The sequence below is a fragment of the Actinomadura luteofluorescens genome (genome assembly GCF_013409365.1).
GTDB classification, from domain to species: domain Bacteria; phylum Actinomycetota; class Actinomycetes; order Streptosporangiales; family Streptosporangiaceae; genus Spirillospora; species Spirillospora luteofluorescens.
Genome location: NZ_JACCBA010000001.1, coordinates 4980519 through 5006738 on the forward strand (window position 1 = coordinate 4980519; position 26220 = coordinate 5006738).

Sequence of the window (26220 nt, forward strand, 5' to 3'; positions counted from 1 at the left end):
CGAGGCGCGGCCCGGTCAAGGGGGCTTCCCGATTCCTGACCGGTCCGGCGCGACAGGGCGCGGGACGGTTGGCGTGGGGGTTTCCTGGGGCATGCCATGGGCAGGGGGATGTCCGTCGTTATGACGTGTCCTTCGACTACCGGGGGGTTTTCGGAGATGACCGCGGGATGGTACGGGCCAGGGGGAATGGACCCGTTCGAGGAGATGCTCGCCCGCTTCTTCGGGGCGCGGGCGCACCGGCGGCCCATGGAGCGGATCAGCCTCGCGCGGCTGATGAGCGAGCCCGCGCGGGAGCTGGTGCGGGACGCCGCCGCGCAGGCGGCGCAGTGGGGCAGCGACGATCTCGACACCGATCACCTGCTGTGGGCGGCGACGCGGCAGCAGGGGACGCGGCAGTGGATGGCGCGGGCCGGCGCGGACCCGGACAAGATCCGGGAGGAGATCGAGGACCACGCGCGGCGCGGTGAGCCCCGGGACGTCCCGCCCGAGCTGACCCCCTCCGCCAAGCGGGCGCTGCTCGACTCGCACCAGGTCTCGCGGGCGCTCGGATCGTCCTACATCGGGCCCGAGCACCTGCTGTTCGCGCTGGCGCTGGACCGGGGGTCGAGCGCCGGGCGGATCCTCGACCACGAGCACGTGACGCCCGACTCGCTGCAGCAGGCGGCGTCCGGCGGGGGCTCCGGGCAGCCGCCGCCCGGCGGCGGGCAGCCGAGCGGGACGCCCACGCTGGACGAGTTCGGGCGCGACCTGACCGCCCTCGCCCGGGAGGGGCGCATCGACCCGGTGATCGGGCGCGAGGACGAGATCGAGGAGACGGTCGAGGTCCTCTCGCGGCGCACCAAGAACAACCCGGTGCTGATCGGCGACCCGGGGGTCGGCAAGACCGCGATCGCCGAGGGGCTGGCGCAGCGGATCGTGGACGACGAGGTGCCCGAGACGCTGCGCGGCAAGCGCATCGTCCAGATCGACCTGGGCGGTGTCGTCGCGGGCACCCGGTACCGGGGCGACTTCGAGGAGCGGCTGAAGAAGCTCGTCGACGAGATCCGCGACCACGCCGAGGGCCTGGTCGTGTTCATCGATGAGATCCACACGATCGTGGGCGCGGGCAGCGCGGAGGGCGCGATGTCGGCGGGGAACATGCTGAAGCCGCCGCTCGCCCGCGGTGAGCTGCACGTCGTCGGCGCGACCACGATCGACGAGTACCGCCGCAACATCGAGAAGGACGCGGCGCTGGAGCGGCGGTTCCAGCCGATCCTCGTGCCGGAGCCGAGCGCGGACGACAGCATCGAGATCCTGCGCGGCCTCCGCGACCGGTACGAGGCGCACCACCAGGTGCGCTTCACCGACGAGGCGCTCGTCGCGGCCGTCGACCTGTCCAGCCGCTACCTGACCGACCGGTTCCTGCCGGACAAGGCGATCGACCTCATCGACCAGGCGGGCGCCCGCGTCCGGCTGCGCTCCACGCGCGACGGCGGGCGCCGCGAGCTGGAGCAGCGCCTCGACCAGCGGCGCCGCGAGAAGGACCAGGCCGTCGCGGACGAGGACTACGAGCGCGCCTCCGAGCTGCGCGACGAGGTCGCCCGGCTGGAGAAGGACCTCACCGCGACGCGCGAGAACGGCGGGCCGGTCACGGTCCCGGAGGTGACCACGGAGGACATCGCCGAGGTCGTCTCGCGGATCTCCGGCGTCCCCGTCACCCAGCTCACGCAGGCCGAGCGGGAGCGCCTGGCGAACCTGGAGGGGCACCTGCACGAGCGCGTCATCGGGCAGGAGGACGCGGTCGCGGCGGTGGCGCGGGCCGTCCGGCGGTCCCGCGCCGGGATGGGCGACCCGGACCGCCCCATCGGCGGGTTCCTGTTCCTCGGCCCGACCGGCGTCGGTAAGACCGAGCTGGCCAAGGCGCTGGCGGAGGCCCTGTTCGGCAGCCGGGACCGGATGATCCGGTTCGACATGAGCGAGTTCCAGGAGCGGCACACCGTCAGCCGCCTGATGGGCGCGCCGCCCGGGTACGTCGGCTACGAGGAGGCGGGGCAGCTCACCGACGCCGTCCGCCGCCAGCCGTACTCGGTGATCCTGCTGGACGAGATCGAGAAGGCGCACCAGGACGTGTTCAACGTCCTGCTGCAGCTCCTCGACGACGGGCGCCTCACAGACGCGCAGGGCCGCACCGTCGACTTCCGCAACACCGTCGTGATCATGACGAGCAATCTCGGCTCGGAGCTGATCACCGGTACCACCGAGATCGGCTTCGGCACGTCCGGCGACGGCGGCGCCGGGCTGCGCGACCGGATCATGCGGCGGCTGCGCGAGTCGTTCCGGCCCGAGTTCCTCAACCGGATCGACGAGATCATCGTCTTCCGGCGCCTGGAGGAGGGCCAGCTCCGCCAGATCACCGACCTGCTGCTGGACGAGACGCGCCGCCGCCTGCGCGCCCAGGACGTCTCCGTCACCTTCGGCACCGAGGCGGTGGACTGGCTCGCCGAGCGCGGCTACCAGCCCGAGTTCGGGGCCCGGCCGCTGCGCCGCACGATCCAGCGGGAGGTGGACGACCGGCTCTCCGACCTGCTCCTGTCGGGCGACCTGCGGCCCGGCGGGCATGTCGAGGTGTCCGCGGTGAACGGCGGCCTCGAGTTCGACGTCGCCACCGGGTAATGGCTATAGTCCTCTTATAACCCTTACAGAGTGCTCGGGTGCAGGAGGACGCGTGCTCATCCCGATGGCCGACTATGCGGCGGGCGTCGAGGTCGCGAACGACCTCGTCAGCACGTCGCCCACCGTCCGGGGCGCCGAGGCGCTCTCCGGGCCCGCCGACCTGGCCGGCCTGCTCGCGGCGTACGACGTCGCGGCGCCGGTCGCCGATGACGTCGAGAAGGTCCGCTTCCTGCGCGGCGAGGTGCGCGCCGTCATGGAGTCCGGGACCGAGGACGAGGCGGTGGAGCGCCTGGCACTGCTGGCCGGGCACGCCGGGCTCGCGCCCGTGCTGCGCCGCGACCCGTCCGGCCGGTGGCGGTGGTACGTCCCGACGGCCCGGGACGCCGCCCTCGTCGGCGAGGTGGCCGCCCTCGTAGGCGTCGCGCTGCTCGGCCTCGTCCGGGCGCTCGGCCACGATCGTTTCCGCGCCTGCGCCGCCCCCGGCTGCGGGGGCGTGTTCGCCGACGCCAGCCGCGCCGGCCGCCGCCGCTACTGCATGCCGGAACTGTGCGGGAACAGGCAGAACGTCGCCAACCACCGTGCGCGCCGCCGGGCGGTGGCCCGATGACGCTCACCGGCGCGATCCGGCTCCCGGACGGAACCCTGATCCGGGGCCGCGGCCTGCGGAACCCGGCCCCCGACGGCCCCGCCCCCGACTTCGGGCTCTACCTGGGCTCCGGGCGCCTCCGCCGCAGGCACGAGCCGGCGCTGGGCTGGCCGTCCGCCTGGATCGACTGGCCCGACTTCCTGCTGCCCCGCGACCGGGACGAGGCCGTCCGGCAGATCCGCGCCCTGCACGAGCGGGCCCGCTCCGGTGCCACCGCCGAGGTCGCCTGCGGAGGCGGCGTCGGCCGCACCGGAACGGTCATCGCCTGCCTGGCCGTCCTGTCGGGGGTGGCCCCGTCCGAGGCCGTCGCCTGGGCGCGCGAGCACCACCACCCGCGCGCCGTCGAAACCCCCTGGCAACGCCGCTGGGTGACCCGTTTCCCGGCCTGAACCCGGAACGCGGCCCGGGTCCGCTCAGGTCTCCGCGAGGATCAGTTTCGCGGCGTGCTCGCCGATCATCATGCTGGGGGCGTTGGTGTTGCCGCCGATGATGCTCGGCATGATCGACGCGTCCGCCACGCGGAGCGCCTCGATGCCGCGCACGCGCAGCCCGGGGTCGACGACGGCCCGCTCGTCGGCGCCCATCCGGCACGAGCCCACCGGGTGGTAGACGGTCGTGGCGCGGTTCGGCAGCTCCCTGGCCAGGGTCTCGCGGTCCGGATACTTCGGTCCGGGAGACAGCTCCTCCTTGACGTCCCCGGCGATGGCCTGGCTCGCCATCACCTCGCGGACCAGTTCGATGCCGTCCAGCAGCAGCCGGGCGTCGTCGGGCTCGGTGAGGTAGCCGGGGTCGATGACCGGCGCGGCCGACGGGTCCGCCGACCCCAGCCGGAGCGTGCCGCGGCTCTTCGGGTAGATCAGCGTCGGCATGATCGTGAGTGCGGACCGCTTGTCGACGGCGTGCCGCACCGGGGCGTCCTGGTTCGGGAACGGGTACGACCACGGCAACGCGTGCAACTGGATGTCGGGCACGTCGCCCGCCTGCCCGCTGCGGACGAAGCCGACCGCCTCGAACACGCTGCGGGCGACCCACGTCCCGCCCCTCGTCCACTCCTTGGCGACGCCCTTGGCGAAGTAGGGCGCGGTGCCCTTGTGGCGGGCCGTGTCCATGACGAACGTCATCGGCACGAACATGTGGTCGTGCAGGTTGTCGCCCACCGGGAGGTCGACGCGCACCTCGATGCCGTGGTCCTTCAGATGGGCGGCCGGGCCCACGCCGGACAGCATCAGCAGGTGCGGGGAGCCGAACGCCCCCGCCGACAGGACGACCTCCCGGGACGCCCGGATCGTCGCCTTCCCCTTCTTCCCGGCGACCTCGACGCCCGTCGCCCGCCCCTTCTCGATCACGATGCGCCGCACCGTCACGTTCGTCAGGACCGTCAGGTTCGGTAGGCCGTGGTCGTCGAGGTAGCCGACGGACGAGCTGTAGCGCAGGCCGTCCGCGACGCTCTGCTGGAAGATCCCCACGCCCTCCTGCTCGGCGCCGTTGTAGTCGTCGTTGCGCTTGACGCCCGCCGTCTGGACGACCGCCTCGATGAACGCCTCGGAAGCGGGCGTGAGGTCGCGCTGCCGGGTCACCTGGATCGGGCCGCCCGCGCCGCGCAGGTCGGAGGCGCCGTCCTCCCAGTTCTCCATCCGCCGGTAGCTGTCGAGGACGTCGTCGAAGCCCCACCCGGTGCAGCCCTCGGCGGCCCAGTCGTCGTAGTTCCTGCGGTGGCCGCGCACGAACAGCATCCCGTTGATCGACCCCGAACCGCCGAGCACGCGCCCCCGGACCTGCGGGATCCTCCGGTCGAGCGCGCTCTTCTGCGGGGCGCTGTAGAAGCCCCAGTCCAGCCGCTTCTTCAGCTGCGGGACGTTGTGGAAGACGGCGATCAGCCCCGGCTTGCGGACCAGCGGCGTCCGGTCCGGACCGCCCGCCTCCACCAGGACGACGCTCGCCCCGGACTCGGCCAGCCGCCTGGCCAGCACGCAGCCGGCGCTGCCGGCCCCCACCACGACGTAATCAGCGCTCCGGTCCATGTGTTCCTCTCAGCGGACGCCGTGCAGCGAGGCGACCGCTAACGAGGGCCCGCGCCTGGCCCTTGTCGGCGCCGCCGTCCCGGCCGGACGCGGGAGTTCCCGCCGGTCGGGCGACAGAAATGGGTGGCCCGATCGTAGAAGGGCGGGGACGGGTCTCCAAGGGGTGTCCCGGTGACCGGAACCTCCCCCCCGCCTGCGCCCCTTTCCCAGGATCCTCGACGGCCCGTTGGCAGATATCGCCGACGGCGGTGCGCGCGTGCGGGAAATGGTGCCGAATCTCCCGTCCGGAATCAGCTGGTTCGCCTCCCCGCCTGCACTGGTCCGGCCGCGCTGCCGCGGCGCCGTTCCGGCGGTTTCCGGAGGAGTCTTGCCCGCGATCGCGCGCGGGGTTAACGTTCGCTAAATCCGATAGGAAAGTTTCCTATCCGATGGAGTGTTCATGCCCCGCTCCCGCGCCCCGCCCCGTCGACGTGCCGGCTGCTCCCCTCCCGCGGCAGCTCCTGCCGCGACGACGTTCCATGACCACCCCCATCACGCAAGGACCCCCCGCATGAAGACCACCCCCCGCACGAAGCGTTCGCGCAGGATCGCCGCCATCACGGCCGGCGTCGGAATCGCCCCGCTCGTCGCCGTGGTGATCCCGGCGACCTCGGCCTGGGCCCACGGGTACGTCTCGGCGCCGATGAGCCGGCAGGCCCAGTGCGCGCAGCACATCGTCCAGTGCGGCTCCATCCAGTGGGAGCCGCAGAGCGTCGAAGGCCCGAAGGGCCTGCGCAGCTGCAGCGGCGGAAACGCGCAGTTCGCCGAGCTCGACGACGACAGCAAGGGCTGGAGGGCCACGACGGTCGGCCAGACCGTCACCTTCACCTGGACGTTCACCGCCCGGCACCGCACCTCGAACTACGAGTACTACGTCGGCGGCAGGCGCGTCGCCGTGGTCAGCGGCAACAACCAGCAGCCCCCGGCCACCGTCTCGCACTCGGTCAACCTCGGCGGCGTCACCGGGCGGCAGAAGGTGCTGGCGATCTGGAACATCGCCGACACGGCCAACGCCTTCTACGCCTGCGTCGACGTGAACGTCCAGTGATGCCGTTCCGCAAGGCGCGGCGCGCCGCCCTGCGGCTGGCCGGCGCCCTCCTGCTCGCGGCGGGGACGCTGCCGGCCGTCCTGCCGATGGCGCGGGCCTCCGCCGCGGACTGCGCGGCGGCGTGGAGCTCCTCCGCCGTCTACACCGGCGGCGCCGCGGTGTCCTACAACGGGCACAACTGGTCGGCGAAGTGGTGGACGCAGAACGAGACCCCGGGCCGCGCCGACGTGTGGGCCGACCAGGGGACCTGCGGCGGCGGATCGCCCGACCCCGGCGATCCGCCCGGCCAGGGTGGCTTCGCGGTGAGCGAGTCGCAGTTCGCCCAGATGTTCCCGAGCCGCAACTCGTTCTACAGCTACAGCGGCCTGACCGCGGCCATGGCGGCCTTCCCCGCGTTCGCCAACACCGGAAGCGACACGGTGAAGAAGCAGGAGGCGGCCGCCTTCCTGGCCAACGTCAACCACGAGACCGGCGGGCTGGTCTACGTCGTCGAGCAGAACACGGGGAACTACCCGCACTACTGCGACGCGAGCCGGCCCTACGGATGCCCGGCGGGACAGGCGGCCTACTACGGTCGCGGCCCCATCCAGCTGAGCTGGAACTTCAACTACAAGGCGGCGGGCGACGCCCTCGGCCTCGACCTGCTGAACAACCCGTGGCTCGTGGAGCGGGACGCGTCGGTCTCCTGGCGGACCGGGCTCTGGTACTGGATGACCCAGAACGGCCCGGGCACCATGACCGGCCACAGCGCGATGGTCAACGGCCGCGGTTTCGGCGAGACCATCCGCAGCATCAACGGCGCCCTGGAATGCGACGGCCGGAACCCGGCCCAGGTGCAGAGCAGGGTGAACGCCTACCAGCGATTCACCCAGATCCTAGGCGTCCCCGCAGGAAACAACCTGACCTGCTGAAACCCCCACTCCACCGACAATCCACCCCGCCGCGACCCTGCCCCTGACGGCCACTGACCCCTGAGCAATGACGGCCCGCGCCCGGTGATCCCGGGTGCGGGCCGTCCGCCGTTTCCGGTTCCGTCTCCGGGAGGGCCTGTGGGCCGTGCGGTGAAAGAGTTGTTGACGGGCCGAGGAGCGCGTCCGTACGGTCCTGAGAAAGCGCTTTCTGAATGCGCTTTCTGACCGCAGCCGGGGGTGGGCCGGGACCGCCACCCGCGCCCCGCCCCCGGTCGACCACCGAAGGCGGTGACGATGCTTCCGCACGCTCTTTGGGAGCGCTCCCACACGTGCCCGCCGGACGAGTCCGCCCGTGCCGAGTTCCACCGTTTCTTCCAGCGGCACCACCGTGAGCTGGCGCGGCTGGCGTTCCTGCTGCTCGGTGACCAGGACGGCGCCGACGACCTGGCCGCCGAGGCCCTGACGGCCGCCTGGCAGCGCTGGGACCGGGTGCGCGCGGCCGACCAGCCCCTCGCCTACGTGCGCGGGATGGTCGTCAACATGGCGCGGAGCCGGCTCCGCGCCCTCGTGCGCGAGCGCGACAAGGCCGCGCGGTTGAGCGCCCGGATGGACGACCGCGTCCGCGACCCCGACGTCCCGGCGGTCGTCGACGTGCGGGCGGCGCTCCGGACCCTGCCCCAGCGCAAGCGCGCGTGCGTGGTCCTGCGCTTCGGCTTCGACATGTCCGAGAAGGACACCGCCCGCGTCCTGGGCGTCGCGGTCGGCACCGTGAAGAGCCAGACCGCCAAGGCCGTCGCCGAACTGGCCCGCCACTTAGCGGACCCCAGCCCCCGATCACCGACTCCCACGACGCCGGCACCGAAAGGAAGCCCCAGATCTAGCGGCTTGTGAACTTCGGCCACCGAGTTGCGCTTCGTAGCCCGCCGACCGCAGACCGACCGCGTTCCAACCGATGGCAGTTCCCAGGACGGGCGGTTCGAGGTCGGCCTGCCGGGTTGGCGGTTCGTGGACCGCTGGCGGCGGGTCGGCTGTGTCGGCGATTGGCTGCTCCCCGGGGGTGGCTCGGGAGGGGCGCGACTTAAGGGTTGGACGGCAACCTTTCGGGCGTGAGTGGGCGACTAGGGGGAGAAGACCCGCTCTCGGGCGCTCCCCGCCCCGCTCCCAAGGAAGTGGTCTGTGAGACCGAAACCCCGTTACCTCGCCCTGGCCGTCGCCGCGGCCGTGGCCTTTGCCGGCGTGCCGCACGCGGCGCGCGCGGCCGTCGCGCGGCAGGTCGAGGACCTCGACCGCGGCCTGATCAGTGTCCGCTCGGGCGACGGCAACTACGTCGGCTGGCGGCTGCTCGGCACCGATCCGCCCGCCACCGCGTTCGCCCTCTACCGCGGGACGGCCCGCGTCGCCACGGTCACCGGATCGACCAACTACCGGGACCAGGGTGCGCCCGCCGACGCCTCCTACACCGTCCGGCCGATCGTGAACGGCGGCGAGGGGACGTCCTCCGAGCCGTCGCTGCGGTTCGGCGACGGGTACCTGGACGTGCCGATCCAGCCGCCGGGGTCCGGCTACAGCGCCAACGACGCGAGCGTCGCCGACCTCGACGGCGACGGGCGCCTGGAGTTCGTGCTGAAGTGGGACCCGTCCGACTCCAAGGACAACTCGCAGAGCGGCTACACCAGCGACGTCTACGTCGACGCCTACCGGCTGGACGGCGCCCGCCTCTGGCGGATCGACCTCGGCCGCAACATCCGCGCCGGGGCGCACTACACCCAGTTCCAGGCCTACGACTACGACGGTGACGGCCGGGCCGAGGTCGCGATGAAGACCGCGGACGGCACCGTCGACGGCACCGGCAAGGCGATCGGGAACGCGTCGGCCGACTACCGCAACTCCAGCGGATACGTCCTCACCGGGCCCGAGTACCTCACCATGTTCGACGGCCGCACCGGAGCCGCGCTCCAGACCGTCGACTACGTGCCGGCGCGCGGCAGCGTCGCGTCCTGGGGCGACTCCTACGGCAACCGCGTGGACCGCTTCCTCGCGGGCACCGCCTACCTGGACGGCGCCCGCCCCAGCCTGATCATGGCGCGCGGCTACTACACCCGCACCGTGATCGCCGCGTGGGACTGGCGCGACGGGCACTTCACCCGCCGCTGGACGTTCGACACCAACAGCTCCACCAACACCGGCCGCGGCTTCGACGGTCAGGGCTCGCACAGCCTGTCGGTCGGGGACGTCGACCAGGACGGCCGGGACGAGATCGTCTACGGCGCCATGGCGGTCGACGACAACGGCGGCGGCCTGTGGACGACCCGCACCGGCCACGGCGACGCCCAGCACCTCGGCGACTTCGACCCCGCCCGGCCGGGCCTGGAGTACTTCAAGGTCAGCGAGTCGTCGGGCCAGCCGTCCTCGCTCTACGTCGATCCCCGCGACGGGCGGGTCCTGTGGTCGACGTCCGCGTGCTGCGACAACGGCCGGGGCGTCGCAGGGGACATCTGGACGGGACGTCCCGGCGCCGAGTTCTGGTCGGCGGCCGTCTCGGAGCTGCGCAGCGTCACCGGCAACAACGCGGGCCGCAAGCCGTCCTCGGCGAACTTCCTCGTCTGGTGGGACGCCGACCCGGTGCGCGAGCTCCTGGACGGCACGCGCATCGACAAGTACGGCCCGTCCGGTGACACCCGGCTCCTCACCGCTTCGGGCGTGCATTCCAACAACGGCACGAAGGCCATCCCGTCACTGGCGGGCGACCTGTTCGGCGACTGGCGTGAGGAGGTCGTCTGGCCCACCACCGACAACACCCGGCTCCGCGTGTACACGACGCGGGACGTCACCGACCGCAAGCTCTACACGCTCCTGCACGACACCCAGTACCGGGCCGCTCTGGCCTGGCAGAACACCGCCTACAACCAGCCGCCGCACCCGAGCTTCTTCCTCGGGGACGGCATGTCCACCCCACCCCAGCCGCAGATCTACGTGCGGTGACAAGGAGGAATCCCGCCATGAAGACCAGAACCGCGCTCCTCGGGACGCTGGCCGTGGCCGCCGGCGCCGCCGTGACCGCGTCCGGCGTCTCGGGCGCCGCCGTGCCGCCCGGCGACTCCGTCCGGCCCGGGGCCGCCGTCGCGGCCGAGTCGTCGCCGGTCGGGTACGCGAGCATGAACGGCGGCACGACCGGCGGCGCGGGCGGCGCCACGGTCACCGCGACCAACGCGTCCCAGCTCAACACGTACGCGACCGCGAGCGCGCCCTACGTCATCCGGATCACGGGCACCATCGCCGTGTCGGGGATGCAGAAGGTGGCGTCCAACAAGACGGTCATCGGCGTCGGCACGTCCGGCCGGATCACCGGCGGCGGGCTCAACGTCTCCCAGGCCCGCAACGTCATCATCCGCAACCTCACGTTCACCGGGGCGAGCGACGACGCGATCAACGTCCAGTACTCGACGAACGTGTGGATCGACCACAACGACCTGTCCAACGGGTACGACGGCCTGACCGACATCAAGCGCGCGTCCGACTTCGTCACGGTGTCGTGGAACCACTACCACGACCACGACAAGACCGCCCTGCTCGGCCACAGCGACGACAACGCGGGCGAGGACCTCGGTCACCTGCGCGTCACCTACGTGCACAACTGGTTCGACGGCACCAAGCAGCGGCATCCGCGGGTGCGCTTCGCCAACCCCGTGCACGTCTTCAACAACTACTACAGGAGCATCGGAAGCTACGGCGTCGCGTCCACCGAGAACGCCGGCGTCTTCGTCGACCGCAACTACTTCGAGAACGTCGCGAAGCCCACCTCGCTGCAGGAGGGGTCGTCCGACCAGGGCAACATCAAGGCCGAGGGCAACTACCTCGCCAACTCCGGGACGCCCGCCACCCGCAACTCCGGGTCCGTCGCGGCGATCCCCTACTCCTACACGGCCGAGGCCGCCAGTGCGGTGAAGGCGACCGTCACCGCGGGCGCCGGCGTCGGCCACGTCTGACCGGGACGGCGGGCCCGGTCACTCGTAGGGGTCGCTGGGCCTGCCGACCCGCTGGAGGGACCGTCCGCGCAGCGTCTGGACGACCGTCGCCCGCCGTCCGGGCGCGGGCGGCTCCCACACCCCGTCGACCCGCACCCACGTGTCGGCGGGCGGCCGCGGCAGGCCGCGCACGATCACGGGGAACGGGATGGCGTCACCCGCGCAGCACGCGACCTTCAACCGGGTGACGCGCCAGCCGCGCTCGCCCTTCGCCGGCGGGGACACGAAGCCCGTCAGCCGCACCGGGACCCCCTCGAACGATGCGGGGTCGCCCGTCTGCGCCTCGTAGGCGCGTCCGATGAACTCGCCCATGCTCATCGGGACGGGCGCTCCCGTCCTCGGCAGCGGGGCGAAGCCTTCGGCGGGGGACGGCGGGGGCGGCGCGGCGCGGCCGGCGCCGCGTGCGGCGGTGAACGAGCCGAGCGCGGGCGGCGCGATCACGAAGATCGCCAGCACGGGCAGGCAGAGCAGCCACGCGACGCCCGGACCGTGCCCGCCGTGATCGTCGTCGTGGGGGTCGTCGCCGGTGTCCCGCCATTCCCGGCGCAGCCCGGCGGCCCCCAGCCCGACCAGCGCGACCGCCGCGGCGACCAGCGGGTAGCGGAACCCGGGCCGCACGTAGTTGACGTACTCGCCGCTGCCCAGCGTGATCCACAGCATTGCGCCGCCGACCAGGACGAGCAGCAGGTTCTGCGCGGACCTGCTCACGACAGCAGCCCTCCCACCAGCGCGCTGACCCCCACCGCCAGGCAGAACGTCAGCGGGACGAACCGGACCGCGAAGCTCCGGCCGAAGAACCCCGCCTGCAGGGCGATCAGCTTGAGGTCCACCATCGGGCCGACCACCAGGAACGTCAGCCGCGCGGTGGTGGAGAACTGCGACAGGCTGGCCGCCACGAACGCGTCGGCCTCCGAGCAGATGGACATCAGCACGGCCAGCACCGCGAGGAGCAGGACCGACACCACGGCGTCGTCCGCCGCCGACGAGACCCAGTTCGAAGGCACCGCGGCGTTGATGGTGGCGGCCGCCGCCGCGCCGACGACCAGGAACCCTCCGGCGTGCATGATGTCGTGCCGCATGGCCTGCCGGAACGCGTCCAGGCGTCCGGCGGCTCCATGCGCGTGGGGACGGGACGGCACCCTCAGCCATTCGCGCTTGCCCAGCAGCAGCCATGCCCACCCGGCCAGCACCGCCACCAGCAGCGACGCGGCGAACCGTCCGACCACCATCTCCGGTTTGCCCGGGAAGGCGACCGCGGTGGCGACCAGCACCACGGGGTTGATCGCGGGGGCGGCGAGCAGGAACGTGAGCGCGGCGGCGGGCGCCACGCCGCGCGCCATCAGCCCGCCCGCGACCGGCACCGACGCGCACTCGCACCCCGGCAGGACCGCCCCCATCGCGCCCGCGACCGGTACCGCCGCCGCCGGCCGGCGCGGCAGCACGCGCCGCCACACCGACGCGGGCACGAACGCGGTGATCGCGGCCGACAGCGCGACGCCGAAGACGAGGAACGGCAGCGCCTGGACGCACACCGCCACGAAGATCGTCGCCCAGGCGTCCAGGGCCCGCGCGCCGATGTGCGGCGCCGCCCATGTCCGTCCGAGCACGAGCGCCGCCGCCAGCGCGCCGAACGCCCAGGCCGCGCGCGCTCCGGGCGCCGCACCCCGCTCGCGCCCCCAGTCCGCCGGAGGGAGCACCTCCTCCTCGGCCACCCGCGGCCCGGCGCGTTCGATCATGCAGGCCATCGTTCCAGAGCCCGCCCCCGCGCCGCCCGAGATCCGCGCCCCCGCCCGGCGCCCCGCGACCGCCCGGAGACGCGGATGTCAGGACGTCAGGACGGCGGGCGCCCGAAACGTGCGGGCGCCCGGACTCTTCTGTCACGTCCTAGACCCAGGGCCGCCGGCCACCGCCGCCGCCTGGGCTCCACGGTCGCTCGCGGCCCTCGGGCGTGGGCGTCAGCGCATCGCGTGGGACGCGCGGCCGCCGACCCGTTCCTCCATCTCGCCGCGCTGCTGCGGGATCCCGCCGCTCTCCTCGCGCATCTCCTCCAGGCGCATGGCGACGCCGATGGCGAAGAAGGTCGGGGCCCATTCGCCGACGAAGATTCCCCATCGGTCGGCGCGGTCCATGCCCTGCTCCTCCAGCCGGGTGGACAGCGCCCAGGACGCGAGCGCGAGGCCGATCGACCCGAGTCCCGCCGTGTACATGTGGTGCGACCTGATGCCGCGCTTGTGCAGTGTCTTGATCATTTTCCCCCCTTGGTCGGTCGGGCCGTACCCGGGCGTTCACCTGCACAAGCAGGCATTGGCCGGTTTTTGCCCACTCCGGACGTGTCGGTGTCCGGCGGCCTCCCGCGGGCGCGGTCCGAGCGATCGGCGGCGAGTACCCGCCCGCCCGCCGGGTACCGCGAGGTGCGTCACCGACGGGCCGCCATGGCCGAAGAGCAGGGCCGCGGCCCTCACATCCGAGAGGACCCCGATGGAGACGGGCGGACCATTCCTGGCGATCTACCTGAACGATCACCTCGCGGGCGCGGCGGCCGGCGTGGGACGCTCTCGCGCGCTCGCCCAGGCGCACCAGGGCGGGCCGGACGAGGAGCGGCTGCGGCGGCTCGCCGACGAGATCGCCGCCGACCGGGGAGCGCTGCTGGCCGTCATGGCCTCGCTCGGCATCCCCGTCCGGCACTACAAGAGCATCGCGCTGTCCGTGGCCGAGAGGGCGGGGCGGCTCAAGTTCAACGGCAGCCTGAAGGAGCGCTCCCCGCTGACCGATGTCGTGGAGTACGAGTTCCTGCGCCTGGCCGTCGAGGGCAAGGCGGCCGGCTGGCGCACGCTGCGCGCCCTCGCCGATCGGACGCCGGACCTGGACGCGGCCGAGCTGGAGAAGCTGCACGACCGCGCCCAGAGGCAGATCGACGTCCTCGAAGATCTCCGCAGGACCGCCGCCGCGGAGGTCTTCACCTCCGGCTGACCCGCCCGGTCGCCTGCGCCGCCGCGAGGGTGCGGGCGCGGCCCGGGGCGAGACGCCCGTCGGCGACGATCACGGTGATCGCCCGCTCCAGCCGCTCCGGGACGGTCCGCGGCTCGTCCCAGGCCAGCGCGGGCCCGACGCCGGGGTACTCGGCGACGCGGACGAACCAGGGATCGAGCCCGGCGGTCTGGACGAACACCAGGCTCCACGCGTCCGAGGTCAGCGCCAGCCAGGGGGTGACGCTGCCGTGCACGGCCCCTTCACCGGAGGCCTCGCCGGTGAAGACGTCCAGGCCGGTGGAGTCCTTGGGGGCGCGCCAGAAGAAGCCGCCGTATCCGGCGCCGGTGCGGCCCTTGCAGGCCGAGCTTCGCAGGACGAGCGGCCGCCCTGCCCGTCCGGTGAGCGCGAACGCGAAGTCCAGCGCCCACGCCTCCGGCCCGGTCGGCGGTGTCAGGGCCCGCGCCGTCAGGGTCCGCTCCTCGGTGGCGAGGACGGTGCCGTCCGGTCCGGTCCAGTCGAGGTCCTCCGCGTAGCCGCCGTCGACGGGACGGAGCGAGCGGCGCCTCTGCCGCCCGTGGTCGGCGAGCATCCTGGGCCCCTCGCCGCGGACGTAGGTCGAGCCGCCCCAGAAGTTGACCCCGTCGACGTCGGAGATCGCGACGCCGGCCCCGAGGTGGTGGACGTGGTCGTCCGGGCGGCTCTCGGTGACGACCGTCCCGCCGAGGGTCCGGACGGGGTGCAGGTGGGGGCGCGGCGCGTCGGCGGCCTGGAGGTCGCCGCGCTGGACGTAGTCGGCCACCTCACGGTCGCCGACGCGTAGCGCGGTCCGCGGCCAGGGTGCCCGCACGGATCCCAGGCTGCCGGGGAAGCCCAGCTCGGAGAGGGTCTTCAGCTCCGCGGCGGCGCGCACGGCCAGGTCCTCGATGCCGGGCAGGACCAGCCGGGACGGCTCCGCCCGGACGAACCGCCCGTCGATCAGGCGCGGGTCGGGGGCGAGCCGGATCGCGTCGAGCAGCCGGGTGAAGCCGCCCGTGCGCGCGAGCGGCACCAGGAGGCCGGCGCCGTCCCGCACGTGCGCGACGAGGTCGCCGAGCAGGTCGGCCCGGCCGAAGCCGGTGACGGTCCCGCCCATCTCGATCTCGTCGACGGTGTAGAAGAGGCGGGCGGACCGGTCGCGGCCGTGCAGGTGCAGGTAGGGCTCGGTGCGCCGGTCGGAGCAGAGCGAGACGGTGATCGCGATGACCGTCCCGTCCGCGAGCCGGAGCCGGACGCTGGAGGTGTCGTCGGACTCGATCGCGTTGGCCCGGTACAGCTCCAGCTCGACGCCGGCGATCGCCGCGGCCGTGTCCGCGCCGGCGACGGCCAGGGCGGTCGCCACCGCGTGGGCGAAGGGGTTGGTGAGGGCGCCGTCCATGACGTCGGCGCCGTCCAGCCTGCGGCGGCCCGCCCAGGCCGAGCGGGTGTAGTAGCCGAACGGCCGGCTCCACGCCCCGGCGACCCCGATGGCGCGCACCGGGCCGAGCAGCTCCCGGGCGGCGGGGATCGCGTCCGAGCCGAGCGACTGGAAGCCGACCTGGCAGGCCAGCCCGGTCCGGGCCACCGCCTCGGAGATCCGGGAGAACTCCTCGACGGACGGCGCGGGCGGCTTCTCCAGGAGCACGTGCGCCCCGGCTTCGAGCGCCGCCACGGCCAGCGGGGCGTGCGTGTGGATCGGGGTGGCGATCACCGCGATCTCCGCGCCGGTCTCGCGGATCAGGGCGGGCAGGTCCGCCGAGACGGGCACCCCGAGCCCGGACGGCGGCCGCAGGTCGCACACGCCCGCCAGCCTGGCCCGGCCCGCCGCGGCGAGCCGGGCGACGTTGTCCAGGTGATGGCGCCCGTAGCCGTGCACCCCCGCCACCACGACCCGCACCGGCGTCATCGCGCCCACCTCGTCGGGGCGCCCGTCGCGCGCAGCTCCGTCCCGGTGATCTCCACGGGGGACGGGGCGGCGAGCAGGCCGAGGTCGGTGAGCGAGGCGTCCTCGACCAGCTCCACCATCGCGGGATGGTGCAGCGCCAGGGCGAGCTGCCCGGACAGCTCGGTGAGCAGGTGCGGGTAGACGGGCACGCCGAAGACGCGGGCGAGGTCGGCGATGCGCAGGAACGGGGTGATCCCGCCGACGCGCACGGCGTTCGGCTGGACGACGTCGCAGGCGCCGGCGGTCAGCAGGTCGCGGAAGCCGTGCGCCGTGGCGACGTTCTCCCCGACCGCGATCGGCGTGCCGACGTGGCGGCGCAGCTCCGCGTGGGCGGCGACGTCGTCGGCGGGCAGCGGCTCCTCGATCCAGAACAGGTCGAACCGCTCCAGCGCCCGCAGCGCGGTCCGGGCCCGGTGCAGGTCCCACCGCTGGTTGGCGTCGATCATCAGCGCGGTGTCCGGGCCGACGGCCGCGCGGACGGCGGCGACCCGCGCGACGTCCTCGGCGAGCGAGGGGCGGCCCACCTTGACCTTGACGGCGGGGTACCCGGCGGCGGCCCACCGCTCCGCCTGGGCGGTCAGCTCGTCCAGCGTGTAGTGCAGGTTGACGCCGCTGCCGTAGACGGGAACGCTCTCCCGCCGCGCCCCGAGAACCTCTGCCAGCGGACGCTCACCGCACTCCAGATCCCACAGGGCGAGGTCCACCCCGGCCATCGCGAGCGGGACGATCCCGCTCCGGCCCGCCTCGCCGAGGACGGCCGACAGCCGGTCCCAGACGACGCCCGGGTGCGCCGGAAGGCCGATCACCGCGTCCCGGACGTCGTGCTCCAGCAGCGCCTTGATCGCGTGCGCCCCGGCCTGCGGGGTCCAGGAGACGCCGGTGCCCGAGCGCCCGTCGCCGAGCGTGAGCGTGACGACCAGGACGTGGTTGCGGGGCACGTCCGCGCCCCACGGCCGGGCCAGCGGCACCGACCGCGCCGCGACGGACAGATCCTTGATCATGCCGGTACCCGTTCCATGGGCGACCGTCCCTTCGGGACTAGGCGAGCTCGGTGCGCCAGGTGCGCTCGGCGGTCCAGCCGAGCAGCCGCTCGGCCTTGGCGGAGGAGAACGCGGGGGAGGAGCCGGTGAGCGCCCCGGCGGGCCCCTTCGCCTGCGGGACGAAGCGGGGCAGCAGCTCGGCCAGCGGCTCGCGGGCCAGCGCGTCGGCGGCGCCCGCGAAGAACACCTCGCCGTTGCGCTCCAGCCGGGGCAGCCCGGCGAGGAGGGCGTCGACGAAGGCGCCCGCGTCGCGGGCGTCGAGGTAGTTGAACAGGGAGGCGCCGCCGATCTCGGGCCGGTCCAGCCGCTCGCGGATGGTGTGGCCCGACTGGGTGGGGGCGCCGTCCCACTCCTCGGGCGCGACCACGAAGCAGGGACGGAACGCGGCCATCCGCGTGCCCTCCGCCGAGCGGGCGAACGTCTCCACGGTCTGCTCGGCGACCAGCTTGGACAGGCTGTAGACGTTCCACGGCCGGGCCGGGTGCCTCTCGTCCAGCGGAAGGTAGTCGGGCGCCCAGCCGCCGGGCGCGCCGTAGCCCATCACCGTGGGGCTGCTGGCGACGACCAGTCGCTCCACGCCCAGCGCGACCGAGGCCGCGCAGACGTTGAAGGCGAGCTGGGTGTTGACGCGGAACGTCGTGGCGTCCGTCCGGCCGAAGGGGACGGCGATCGCGGCGAGGTGGACGACCGCGTCCGGCCGGAACCGGGTGAGGGCCGAGTGGGCCTCGCCGAGGTCGGTGAGGTCGGCCGGTAGGGTGGCGGCGGCGTCCGGGGGCGTGCCGGGGGCGGTGTCGACGCCGATCACCTCGTGCCCGGCGGCCGCCAGCACGGTCACGACGCTTCGGCCCAGCCGGCCCGCGCTTCCGGTGACGAGCACTCTGCTCACCGCGTCGGCTCCTTCGATCTCCTGCAAACAGTTGCAGTAACGATCGCTCGATCCCCGGCCATACGTCAAGCTTCACCGGTTGACCAGGTGAAACACTCTGATGTGCTGGCCATGACGTGCAAACGGTTGCGTTAGGATGGCCGTCATGGCAGTGACGATCCGGGATGTGGCGCACGCGTCCGGCGTGCATGTGTCGACGGTGTCGCGGACCTTCTCCGCGCCCCACATGGTCAACGCCGAGACGCGGACCCGGGTCCTCGCGGTGGCCGAGAAGCTCGGCTACCGGCCGAACCGGGCGGCCCGCGCGCTCACCACGGGCCGGACCGGCAACCTCGGGCTGATCGTCGCCGACCTCGCCAACCCGTTCTTCCCTCCGCTGATCAAGGCGGCCCAGGCCGCCGCCCGCGGCCAGGACTACCACCTGTTCGTCGCCGACACCGACGAGAACCCCGTGGAGGAGCAGGACCTCGTCCAGGCCTTCTCCAAGCAGGTGGACGGCATCGTGCTGTGCAGCCCGCGCTCGTCCAACAAGGCGCTGGAGAAGCTGGCCGAGACGATCCCGTTCGTGCTGGTCAACCGGCGGATGCGCGGGGTGCCGACCGTCGTGATGGACGTCGCCCAGGGCGCCCGCGCCGCGATGGGGCACCTCGCCGGGCTCGGCCACCGGCGGGTCGCCCTCGTCGCCGGGCCGGCCGGATCCTGGACGAGCGGCGAGATCCGCCGGGCCGTGGCCGAGGTGCCCGGGCTCGACACGCTCGTCATCGGCCCGAACGCCCCCACCGAGGAGGGCGGCGCCGCCGTCGCCGAACGGGTGGCCGAGGCGGGGGTCACCGGAGTGCTGGCCTACAACGACCTCGTCGCCATCGGCCTCATCGAGGCGCTGGAGGAGCGGGGCGTCAGCGTGCCAGGCGACGTCAGCGTGATCGGCGTCGACGACAGCGTCACCGGGCGGCTGCACCGGCCGAAGCTCACGACGGTCGCGATGCCCGCGGCCGACGCCGGGCGCATGGCCGTCGACCTGCTCATCAAGTCGATGAGCGCCGCCACCGTCCTGGAGACGCACCTGGTCGTCCGCGAGTCCACCGCTCCCCCGAAAGGAATCCCATGAGGTTGCACGACGGCGCCACCGGAGCCACGCCCGCGTTCGGTGTCACGCCCGAAGGCGAACGGGTCGAACGGCACGTGCTCGACAACGGGCGGTTGCGCGCCTGCGTCCTGACCTACGGCGCGATCCTCCAGCGCGTCGAGGTCGCGGACGGCGCCAACGTCGTCCTGGGCCTCCCCACGCTGGACGACTACCTGCACCGCAGCCGCTACTTCGGCGCGGTCGTCGGCCGGTACGCCAACCGCATCGCCCGGGGCCGGTTCACGCTCGACGGCAGGGAGCACCGGCTCGCCGCCAATGACGGCGAGCACAGCCTGCACGGCGGCGTCCGCGGCTTCGACAAGCGGGTGTGGCGCGTGGAGTCGGCGGGCCCGGCGGAGCTGGTGCTGAGCCTGGTGAGCCCGGACGGCGAGGAGGGCTACCCCGGCGAGCTGCGCGCCCGCGTCCGGTACGCGCTCGACGGCGACGCGCTGCGGCTGGAGTACCGGGCCACGACCGACGCCCCCACGGTGGTCAACCTGACCAACCACTCCTACTTCGACCTGTCCGGCACGGGCGACGTGCGCGGCCACGTGGTGGCGATGGAGGCCGACCGCTACCTGCCGGTGGACGGGGGGAAGATCCCCACGGGCGGGCCGGTCCCGGTCGCCGGGACGCCGTTCGACTTCACCGTCCCCACCCCCGTGGGCGCGCGGCGCGGCGGCCGCTACGACCACTGCTTCGTGCTCCAGGGCCGGGTGACGGTCGCCGATCCGGCCGGCGGGCGGACGATGGAGGTCACCACCACCGAACCGGGCGTCCAGTTCTACACAGGCCACATGCTGGACGGTGTCGCCACGCCCTACGGCCCGTTCGCCGGGTTGTGCCTGGAGACCCAGCGGTTCCCCGACGCGCCGAACCGGCCCGCGTTCCCGTCCGCGGTCCTGCGGCCCGGCCAGGAGCACGTTTCGGTCACCACCTATCGCTTCGGACATGCCTGAACTGCAATCGGTTGTAGTAAAAGCTCGCAACCTGCAACAATCTGCCGCTCGCACTGCGTGCTCATGACGCCGCTGAACTGGTCATATCTGATTCCGCTTCGGAGGTGATCGTGAGCCAGCTCACTGCAAAGGGTTGACGTCCTCGCGGCCGGAGCGCTAAGAAAGCGCTATCTCGATTCACCTGACTCACCGAAGGGCCAGTGATGACGCTGAGATCCGCGGCGTCCGGAACGGCGGAGACGCCGCAGCCTCCGGCCGCGCCCCCCGCCGGGGCGGGCGCGCCGCGGCGGGCGGGACGCCGGAGGGGCCGGCGCCGCCGCGGCCGCTCCCGCTCGCAGGCGTGGACCGCCCACCTGTTCCTGGCCCCCTGGTTCGTCGGCCTGTTCGCCATCACGCTCGGCCCGATGATCGCCTCGCTGTACCTGTCGTTCACCGACTACAGCCTGCTCAGCGAGGCGCACTGGGTCGGCCTGAAGAACTACGACACGATGTTCACGGCCGACGACCGGTTCACCAACTCCCTCAAGGTCACGACCACCTACGTCGTCGTGTCCGTCCCGCTGCAGCTCGCCTTCGCCCTCGGGCTGGCGATGGCGCTGGACCGGGGACTGCGCGGGCTGTCGTTCTACCGGTCGGTGTTCTACCTGCCCTCGCTGCTCGGCGGCAGCGTGGCGATCTCGATCCTGTGGCGGAAGATCTTCGGGACGGACGGGATCGTCAACACGTTCCTCGGCTGGTTCGGCTACCACGGCCAGGGCTGGGTCACCAGCCCCGACACCGCGCTCTGGACGCTGATCGTCCTGCACGTCTGGACGTTCGGAGCCCCGATGGTGATCTTCCTGGCCGGGCTGCGGCAGATCCCGCGGAGCCTGTACGAGGCGGCCCGGGTGGACGGCGCCGGCCGGCTGCGGCAGTTCCGCTCGATCACGCTGCCGCTGCTCACGCCGATCATCTTCTTCAACGCCGTGCTGGAAGTGATCAAGTCGTTCCAGTCGTTCACGCAGTCGTTCGTCGTCAGCGGCGGCAACGGCGGGCCGGTCGACTCGACCCTCTTCTACACGCTCTACCTCTACATCAAGGGCTTCAAGAACTACGAGATGGGCTACGCGGCCGCCATGGCGTGGGTGCTCCTCCTCATCATCGCGGCCCTGACCGCCGTCAACTTCCTCATGTCTCGATTCTGGGTCTTCTATGGCGACGACAGGTAAGCGCGCGCCGGTGCTGTTCCGGCCCGTCTCCCGGCTGACCAGGCACGTGCTGCTGATCGTGTTCGGGCTGTTCATGCTCTACCCGCTGCTCTGGATGATCTCCAGCTCGCTCAAGCCGGAGGAGCTGATCTTCCGGGAGCCGGGCCTGGTGCCCTCGGAGGTCACCGGCGCGAACTACTCCGGCGGGTGGGGCGCGCTCAAGCACTCCTTCGGGTACTACCTCTGGAACTCCGCGGTCATCACGTCCCTCGCGGTCGTCGGCAACCTGCTGGCCTGCTCGATGGCGGCCTACGCGTTCGCCCGGCTGGAGTTCCCGTTCAAGCGGTTCTGGTTCGCGGTCATGCTGGGCTCGATCATGTTGCCGCACCATGTGACGGTCGTGCCGCAGTACATCATGTTCAACAAGATCGACTGGATCAACACGATCTGGCCGATCGTCGTGCCGAAGTTCCTCGCCACCGACGCGTTCTTCATCTTCCTGATGGTGCAGTTCATCCGCACCCTGCCCCGGGAGCTGGACGAGGCCGCGGCGATCGACGGCGCCGGCTACTGGCGCACGTTCCTGCAGGTGGTGATGCCGCTCTGCGTGCCCGCGCTGGCCACTACGGCGATCTTCACCTTCATCTGGACGTGGAACGACTTCTTCACCCAGAACCTCTACCTCACCAATTCCGACAAGCTCACCGCCCCGGTGGCGCTGCGCCAGTTCATGGACTCCAGCGGCGACTCCTCCTGGGGGCCGATGTTCGCGATGTCGATCGTCTCGCTCGGTCCGATCTTCGGTTTCTTCCTGGCCGGCCAGAAATACCTCGTCCGAGGAATGGCGACCACCGGCCTCAAATAGACCCGCCCGCGGAAGGCCTCCGCCCGCGAGGCTCCCGCCCCCGAACAGGCCCCCGTCCCTCCCCACCCCCGTCCCCGGAGGTACACGACACATGAAGCGCATCCTGGCGGCCACCGCCCTCACCCTGCTCGCGGTGCCGGCCACCGCGTGCGGCAGCGGCGACGGCGATTCCGGCGGCAAGAACAGAATCGTCTTCTCCTACTGGGGCAGCGACTCCCGGCAGAAGCTGACCGAGGCGGCCATCGCCAAGTTCGAGGCGAAGAACCCCGGCATCGACGTCGAGGGCGACTTCTCCGACTGGGACAGCTACTACGAGAAGCTCGCCACCAAGACCGCGGCCGGGGACGCCCCCGACGTCATGTCGATCGAGATCCGCGGGCTGGCGGAGTACGCGGGCCGCGGCACCCTCGCCGACCTCACCGGCAAGGTGAACACCGCCGACCTCGACCAGAGCGTCCTGAAGGCCGGCCAGGTCGACGGCAAGCAGTACGCGATCCCCACCGGCGTCAACGCCTTCCCGATGGTCGTCAACAAGGCGGCCCTGGAGAAGTACGGCCAGAAGGCCCCCGACGACAGGACCTGGACCTGGGACGACTACGTCGCGACCTCCCAGAAGGTGACGGAGAAGAGCGGCGGCAAGGTCTGGGGCACCGAGTACAACGAGAACCCGGCGTTCCTGCAGATCTTCGCCGCGCAGCGCGGCGAGCAGTTCTACGGGGACGGCAAGGTCGCCCTGTCGGAGCAGACCGTCAAGGACTGGTGGGCGCTCCTGAAGAAGATCATCGACACGAAGGCGGGCCCGGCCGCGGCCAAGATGCTGGAGACCGGCACCAAGGTCGACCAGGCGCTGCTCGCGACCAACACCAGCGTGTTCGGCAGCTGGTGGAGCAACCAGCTCGACGCGCTGACGAAGGGCTCCGGGCAGGAGCTGGACCTGCTGCGCATGCCGAAGGCGCCGGGCGCCTCCGCCTCGGGCATGTTCCTCCAGCCGGCGATGTACTACACGATCTCGGCCAAGTCCGAGAAGGCGGAGAACGCCCGCAAGTTCGTCGACTTCCTGGTGAACGACCCGGAAGCCGGCGGGATCCTGCTCAGCGACCGCGGCCTCCCCACCAACGCCAAGGTCATCGCCACGATCAAGAGCAGGCTCACCCCGGCGGACCAGAAGGTGCTGGCCTTCATGGACTCCATCAAGGGCGACCTCAGCCCGGTCGTCGTCCCGCCCAAGGGCGCGATGGAGATGGAGGACATCCTCAAGCGCGCCACCGACTCGGTGCTGTTCGGCAAGGCGCAGCCGGACGCGGCCGCCAAGACCTTCCTCACCGAGGCCGACAACGCGCTGTCCTGATGTCCCGGGCCGGTCCCGCCGCCGCGGTTCCGGCCCCCCCGTGACGTGCCGTGCGGCCCGAGGACGGCCGGGCCGCACGGCGCCCGCCCTCTCCCTGGAGTTCTCCCGCCATGCGATACGCCTTCGTCGGGCTCGGCCACCGGGCGCAGATGTACGTCGACGCGCTGCTCGGGGAATGGAGCGACACCGGCGAGATCGCCGCGCTCTGCGACCCCAACCGGACGCGCCTGCGCTACCACCTCGACCGGATCGGCCGCGAGGTCCCGTGCTTCGCGCCCGAGGAGTTCGGGGCCGTGCTCGACCTCGCCGACGCCGTCGTGGTCACCACCGTCGACGCCGCCCACGCCCGCTACGTGGTCGCGGCCCTCGACGCCGGCAAGGACGTCGTCGTGGAGAAGCCGCTGTGCACCACCGCCGAGGACTGCGCGGCGATCGCCGCGGCGGCCGAGCGCGGCCCGGGCAGGCTCGTCGTCACCTTCAACTACCGGTACTCGCCGCGCAACAGCGCCGTCCGCCGGCTCGTCGCGGAGGGCGCGATCGGCGAGGTCACCTCGGTGCACTTCGACTGGGCGCTCGACACCATCCACGGCGCCGACTACTTCCGCCGCTGGCACCGCGACAGGGCGAACTCGGGCGGGCTGCTGGTGCACAAGTCCACCCACCACTTCGACCTGGTCAACTGGTGGATCGCCGACGCCGCCGCCTCCGTGTACGCCCAGACGTCGCTGCGCTTCTACGGCGCCGCGAACGCCCGCGCCCGCGGCCTCACCGGACGTCCCGCCCGGGCCCGCGACGCGGCGGGCCTCGGCACGGACCCGTTCCTGCTGGACCTGGCCGCCGACCCCCGGCTCAAGAGCCTCTACCTCGACGCCGAGCACGAGGACGGGTACCTGCGCGACCAGGACGTCTTCGGCGAGGGCGTGACCATCGACGACAACATGGCGGTCCTCGTCCGCTACGAGGGCGGCGCGATGCTCACCTACTCCCTCAACGCGCACGCGCCCGCCGAGGGGTACCGGGCCGTCCTCAACGGCACCGCCGGACGGCTCGAACTGGACGTCGTCGAGCGCGCGTGGACGCCGCCGCACGCCGCGATCGACCCGACCGCGTCCGGCAAGGAGCACGCCGCGGGCGCGTCCGAGCGGCTGGTGCTGCACCGGCACTGGCGGGAGCCGGAGGAGATCGTGATCGGGAACGGCGCGGGCGCGCACGGCGGCGGCGACGCCCTCCTGCTCGACGACGTGTTCCGGGGACCGTCGCACGACCCGCTCTGCCGCCAGGCCGGGTACCGCGCGGGCGTCGCGAGCGTGATGATCGGCGTCTCCGCCGGCCTGTCCGCCGCGACCGGCGCCCCCGTCGCCCTCACGGCGGACGGCACCCGCCGGGCGGACTGATGCTCGGGGAACTGGCGGAGATCGCCCGCCGCGACCGCGGGCTGTTCCCGCGACCGGGGCCGGACCTGCCCGAACGCCTCCGGGACGCGCTGGGCGTGCTCGACCTGCGCGCCCGCGACGTCCGCGTCGAGCGCCGCTGGACCGGCGCCGGCCTGGACGGGGAGGAACTGTCCTGGACGGTCGGCTTCGGCCCCCGCACCCGCGCGTATCTGCTCCGTCCGCGGGGCGTCGCCGGTCCGCTGCCCGGCGTGCTGGCGATGCACTGCCACGCGGGCATGAAGTGGGCGGGCAAGGACAAGATCGCGGACGGCCCGGAGCCGCCGGCGCCGGAGATCGCCCGCCTGCGCGACCGGCTCTACGGGGGCCGCGCCTACGCGGGCGAGCTGGCCCGCCGGGGCTTCGCCGTGCTGGTCCACGACGTGTTCGCCTGGGGCGGCCGCCGGTTCCCGCTGGATCCCGGCCCTGGCCCGGACGCGAGCGAACCCGACCGCTACGACCGAGCCGCCCGCGACCACGAGCACGTCCTGGCGAAGACCTGCACGCTGCTGGGCACCTCGTTCACCGGGGTCATCGCCTCCGAGGACCTCGCGGCCGCGGCCTACCTGCGCTCCCGTCCCGACATCGCCGCCGTCGCCGCGATCGGGCTGTCGGGGGGCGGGGTGCGGGCCGCGGTTCTGGGGGCGCTCGACTCCGGTGTGGGGGCCGTGGTGGTGGCCGCGGCCGTCTCCTCCTTCCGGGACCTCCGCGAGGAGCACGTGGCGGCGCACTCCTGGATGCTGTTCCCGCCGGGGCTGACCCGGCTGGCGGACTGGCCCGGTGTGGTGGCCTCCCGCGCACCGGCTCCGCGGATGGTCCTCTACGCCGCCGCGGACCCGCTCTTCCCGGCGACCGGGATGCGCCGGGCCCATCGCCAGATCACGGACGCCTACCGGGACGCGCCGGGCCTCTACGCCGGAATGTTCTTCGACGCCCCGCACCGCTTCGACCGCACCATGCAGGACGCCGCCTTCGCCTGGCTCGCCGAGACGGCCGGAAAGGCTCGTTGATCCGACCGGCGAAGTTTCGGTGCGGCGGCCGTTGGGCGTTCCGGCCGTCAGGTCGGTTGAATGCGTTTTCCGATGCACGTTTCAGGGGTCTGAGTCA

The 26220-nt window shown here is 72.7% G+C and carries 23 protein-coding genes; 16 read left to right on the forward strand and 7 right to left on the reverse strand.

Annotation, left to right across the window (positions count from 1 at the left end):
* Positions 1 to 156 precede the first annotated feature (156 nt).
* Genes BJY14_RS23210 through BJY14_RS23220 form a run of 3 tightly spaced genes read left to right on the forward strand, consistent with a single transcriptional unit; the run spans position 157 to position 3687 of the window.
* The gene (locus BJY14_RS23210) at positions 157 to 2652 is read left to right on the forward strand and encodes an ATP-dependent Clp protease ATP-binding subunit (protein ID WP_179845557.1); all 2496 of its coding nucleotides are present in this window, start codon (positions 157 to 159) and stop codon (positions 2650 to 2652) included.
* Between the two features lie 52 nt (positions 2653 to 2704).
* Positions 2705 to 3259 carry a CGNR zinc finger domain-containing protein gene (locus tag BJY14_RS23215; RefSeq protein WP_179845558.1) on the forward strand — a complete coding sequence of 185 codons (555 nt, stop codon included), beginning with the start codon at positions 2705 to 2707 and terminating at the stop codon, positions 3257 to 3259.
* Positions 3256 to 3687: a protein-tyrosine phosphatase family protein gene (locus tag BJY14_RS23220; protein WP_179845559.1), complete on the forward strand. Its 432-nt coding sequence runs from the start codon at positions 3256 to 3258 to the stop codon at positions 3685 to 3687. Before BJY14_RS23215 ends, BJY14_RS23220 begins: the two co-directional genes overlap by 4 nt.
* A 24-nt stretch (positions 3688 to 3711) precedes the next feature.
* On the opposite strand, the gene BJY14_RS23225 is transcribed toward BJY14_RS23220, so the two are convergent.
* The gene (locus BJY14_RS23225) at positions 3712 to 5319 is read right to left on the reverse strand and encodes a GMC family oxidoreductase (protein WP_179845560.1); all 1608 of its coding nucleotides are present in this window, start codon (positions 5317 to 5319) and stop codon (positions 3712 to 3714) included.
* A 550-nt stretch (positions 5320 to 5869) separates the two neighbouring features.
* On the opposite strand from BJY14_RS23225, the gene BJY14_RS23230 reads away from it, so the two are divergent.
* The 5 genes from BJY14_RS23230 to BJY14_RS23250 all read left to right on the forward strand — a co-directional run bounded on the left by BJY14_RS23230 (position 5870) and on the right by BJY14_RS23250 (position 11303).
* Entirely contained in the window at positions 5870 to 6406 is a 537-nt protein-coding gene (locus BJY14_RS23230) for a lytic polysaccharide monooxygenase auxiliary activity family 9 protein (RefSeq protein WP_179845561.1), read from the forward strand.
* Positions 6406 to 7317: a glycoside hydrolase family 19 protein gene (locus BJY14_RS23235; RefSeq protein WP_179845562.1), complete on the forward strand. Its 912-nt coding sequence runs from the start codon at positions 6406 to 6408 to the stop codon at positions 7315 to 7317. Before BJY14_RS23230 ends, BJY14_RS23235 begins: the two co-directional genes overlap by 1 nt.
* 294 nt (positions 7318 to 7611) lie before the next feature.
* Complete coding sequence (locus BJY14_RS23240; RefSeq protein WP_179845563.1) at positions 7612 to 8208, forward strand: SigE family RNA polymerase sigma factor; 597 nt, start codon at positions 7612 to 7614, stop codon at positions 8206 to 8208.
* Between the two features lie 285 nt (positions 8209 to 8493).
* Positions 8494 to 10299, forward strand: coding sequence for a rhamnogalacturonan lyase (locus BJY14_RS23245; RefSeq protein WP_179845564.1), 1806 nt, complete (start codon positions 8494 to 8496; stop codon positions 10297 to 10299).
* Positions 10300 to 10316: 17 nt separating this feature from the next.
* Positions 10317 to 11303 (forward strand): pectate lyase family protein, encoded by a 987-nt coding sequence (locus tag BJY14_RS23250; protein WP_179845565.1) that lies wholly within the window; start codon positions 10317 to 10319, stop codon positions 11301 to 11303.
* 18 nt (positions 11304 to 11321) lie between these two features.
* Here BJY14_RS23250 and BJY14_RS23255 read toward each other — a convergent pair whose 3' ends face one another.
* The 3 genes from BJY14_RS23255 to BJY14_RS23265 form a co-directional block, all read right to left on the reverse strand.
* On the reverse strand, positions 11322 to 12050 hold the full coding sequence (locus BJY14_RS23255) for a TIGR03943 family putative permease subunit (RefSeq protein WP_179845566.1): 729 nt from the start codon (positions 12048 to 12050) through the stop codon (positions 11322 to 11324).
* Positions 12047 to 13087, reverse strand: coding sequence for a permease (locus BJY14_RS23260; protein ID WP_179845567.1), 1041 nt, complete (start codon positions 13085 to 13087; stop codon positions 12047 to 12049). The genes BJY14_RS23255 and BJY14_RS23260 overlap by 4 nt, the downstream gene beginning before the upstream one ends.
* A 210-nt stretch (positions 13088 to 13297) precedes the next feature.
* Positions 13298 to 13591: a hypothetical protein gene (locus BJY14_RS23265; RefSeq protein ID WP_246396052.1), complete on the reverse strand. Its 294-nt coding sequence runs from the start codon at positions 13589 to 13591 to the stop codon at positions 13298 to 13300.
* Between the two features lie 229 nt (positions 13592 to 13820).
* Between BJY14_RS23265 and BJY14_RS23270 the strand changes: the two genes are divergently transcribed.
* On the forward strand, positions 13821 to 14312 hold the full coding sequence (locus tag BJY14_RS23270; RefSeq protein ID WP_179845568.1) for a Rossmann-fold NAD(P)-binding domain-containing protein: 492 nt from the start codon (positions 13821 to 13823) through the stop codon (positions 14310 to 14312).
* Here BJY14_RS23270 and BJY14_RS23275 read toward each other — a convergent pair.
* Genes BJY14_RS23275 through BJY14_RS23285 form a run of 3 tightly spaced genes read right to left on the reverse strand, consistent with a single transcriptional unit; the run spans position 14299 to position 18198 of the window.
* Entirely contained in the window at positions 14299 to 16233 is a 1935-nt protein-coding gene (locus tag BJY14_RS23275) for a DUF6807 family protein (protein WP_179845569.1), read from the reverse strand. The genes BJY14_RS23270 and BJY14_RS23275 overlap by 14 nt on opposite strands.
* Positions 16230 to 17273: a mandelate racemase/muconate lactonizing enzyme family protein gene (locus BJY14_RS23280; protein WP_179845570.1), complete on the reverse strand. Its 1044-nt coding sequence runs from the start codon at positions 17271 to 17273 to the stop codon at positions 16230 to 16232. The genes BJY14_RS23275 and BJY14_RS23280 overlap by 4 nt, the downstream gene beginning before the upstream one ends.
* Before the next feature lie 37 nt (positions 17274 to 17310).
* The gene (locus BJY14_RS23285; protein ID WP_179845571.1) at positions 17311 to 18198 is read right to left on the reverse strand and encodes an NAD-dependent epimerase/dehydratase family protein; all 888 of its coding nucleotides are present in this window, start codon (positions 18196 to 18198) and stop codon (positions 17311 to 17313) included.
* 145 nt (positions 18199 to 18343) lie between these two features.
* Between BJY14_RS23285 and BJY14_RS23290 the strand changes: the two genes are divergently transcribed.
* The 7 genes from BJY14_RS23290 to BJY14_RS23320 all read left to right on the forward strand — a co-directional run bounded on the left by BJY14_RS23290 (position 18344) and on the right by BJY14_RS23320 (position 26123).
* A complete protein-coding gene (locus BJY14_RS23290) occupies positions 18344 to 19306 on the forward strand; it encodes a LacI family DNA-binding transcriptional regulator (protein ID WP_179845572.1) in 963 nt (320 codons plus the stop codon).
* Complete coding sequence (locus BJY14_RS23295; protein ID WP_179845573.1) at positions 19303 to 20283, forward strand: aldose epimerase family protein; 981 nt, start codon at positions 19303 to 19305, stop codon at positions 20281 to 20283. The genes BJY14_RS23290 and BJY14_RS23295 overlap by 4 nt, the downstream gene beginning before the upstream one ends.
* Before the next feature lie 203 nt (positions 20284 to 20486).
* Positions 20487 to 21491 (forward strand): carbohydrate ABC transporter permease, encoded by a 1005-nt coding sequence (locus BJY14_RS23300; protein WP_179845574.1) that lies wholly within the window; start codon positions 20487 to 20489, stop codon positions 21489 to 21491.
* On the forward strand, positions 21475 to 22335 hold the full coding sequence (locus tag BJY14_RS23305; RefSeq protein ID WP_179845575.1) for a carbohydrate ABC transporter permease: 861 nt from the start codon (positions 21475 to 21477) through the stop codon (positions 22333 to 22335). Before BJY14_RS23300 ends, BJY14_RS23305 begins: the two co-directional genes overlap by 17 nt.
* Positions 22336 to 22426: 91 nt before the next feature.
* A complete protein-coding gene (locus BJY14_RS23310; RefSeq protein WP_179845576.1) occupies positions 22427 to 23683 on the forward strand; it encodes an ABC transporter substrate-binding protein in 1257 nt (418 codons plus the stop codon).
* Positions 23684 to 23793: 110 nt separating this feature from the next.
* Entirely contained in the window at positions 23794 to 25077 is a 1284-nt protein-coding gene (locus BJY14_RS23315) for a Gfo/Idh/MocA family protein (RefSeq protein ID WP_179845577.1), read from the forward strand.
* A complete protein-coding gene (locus tag BJY14_RS23320; RefSeq protein ID WP_179845578.1) occupies positions 25077 to 26123 on the forward strand; it encodes a dienelactone hydrolase family protein in 1047 nt (348 codons plus the stop codon). The genes BJY14_RS23315 and BJY14_RS23320 overlap by 1 nt, the downstream gene beginning before the upstream one ends.
* The last annotated feature ends 97 nt before the right edge of the window (positions 26124 to 26220 follow it).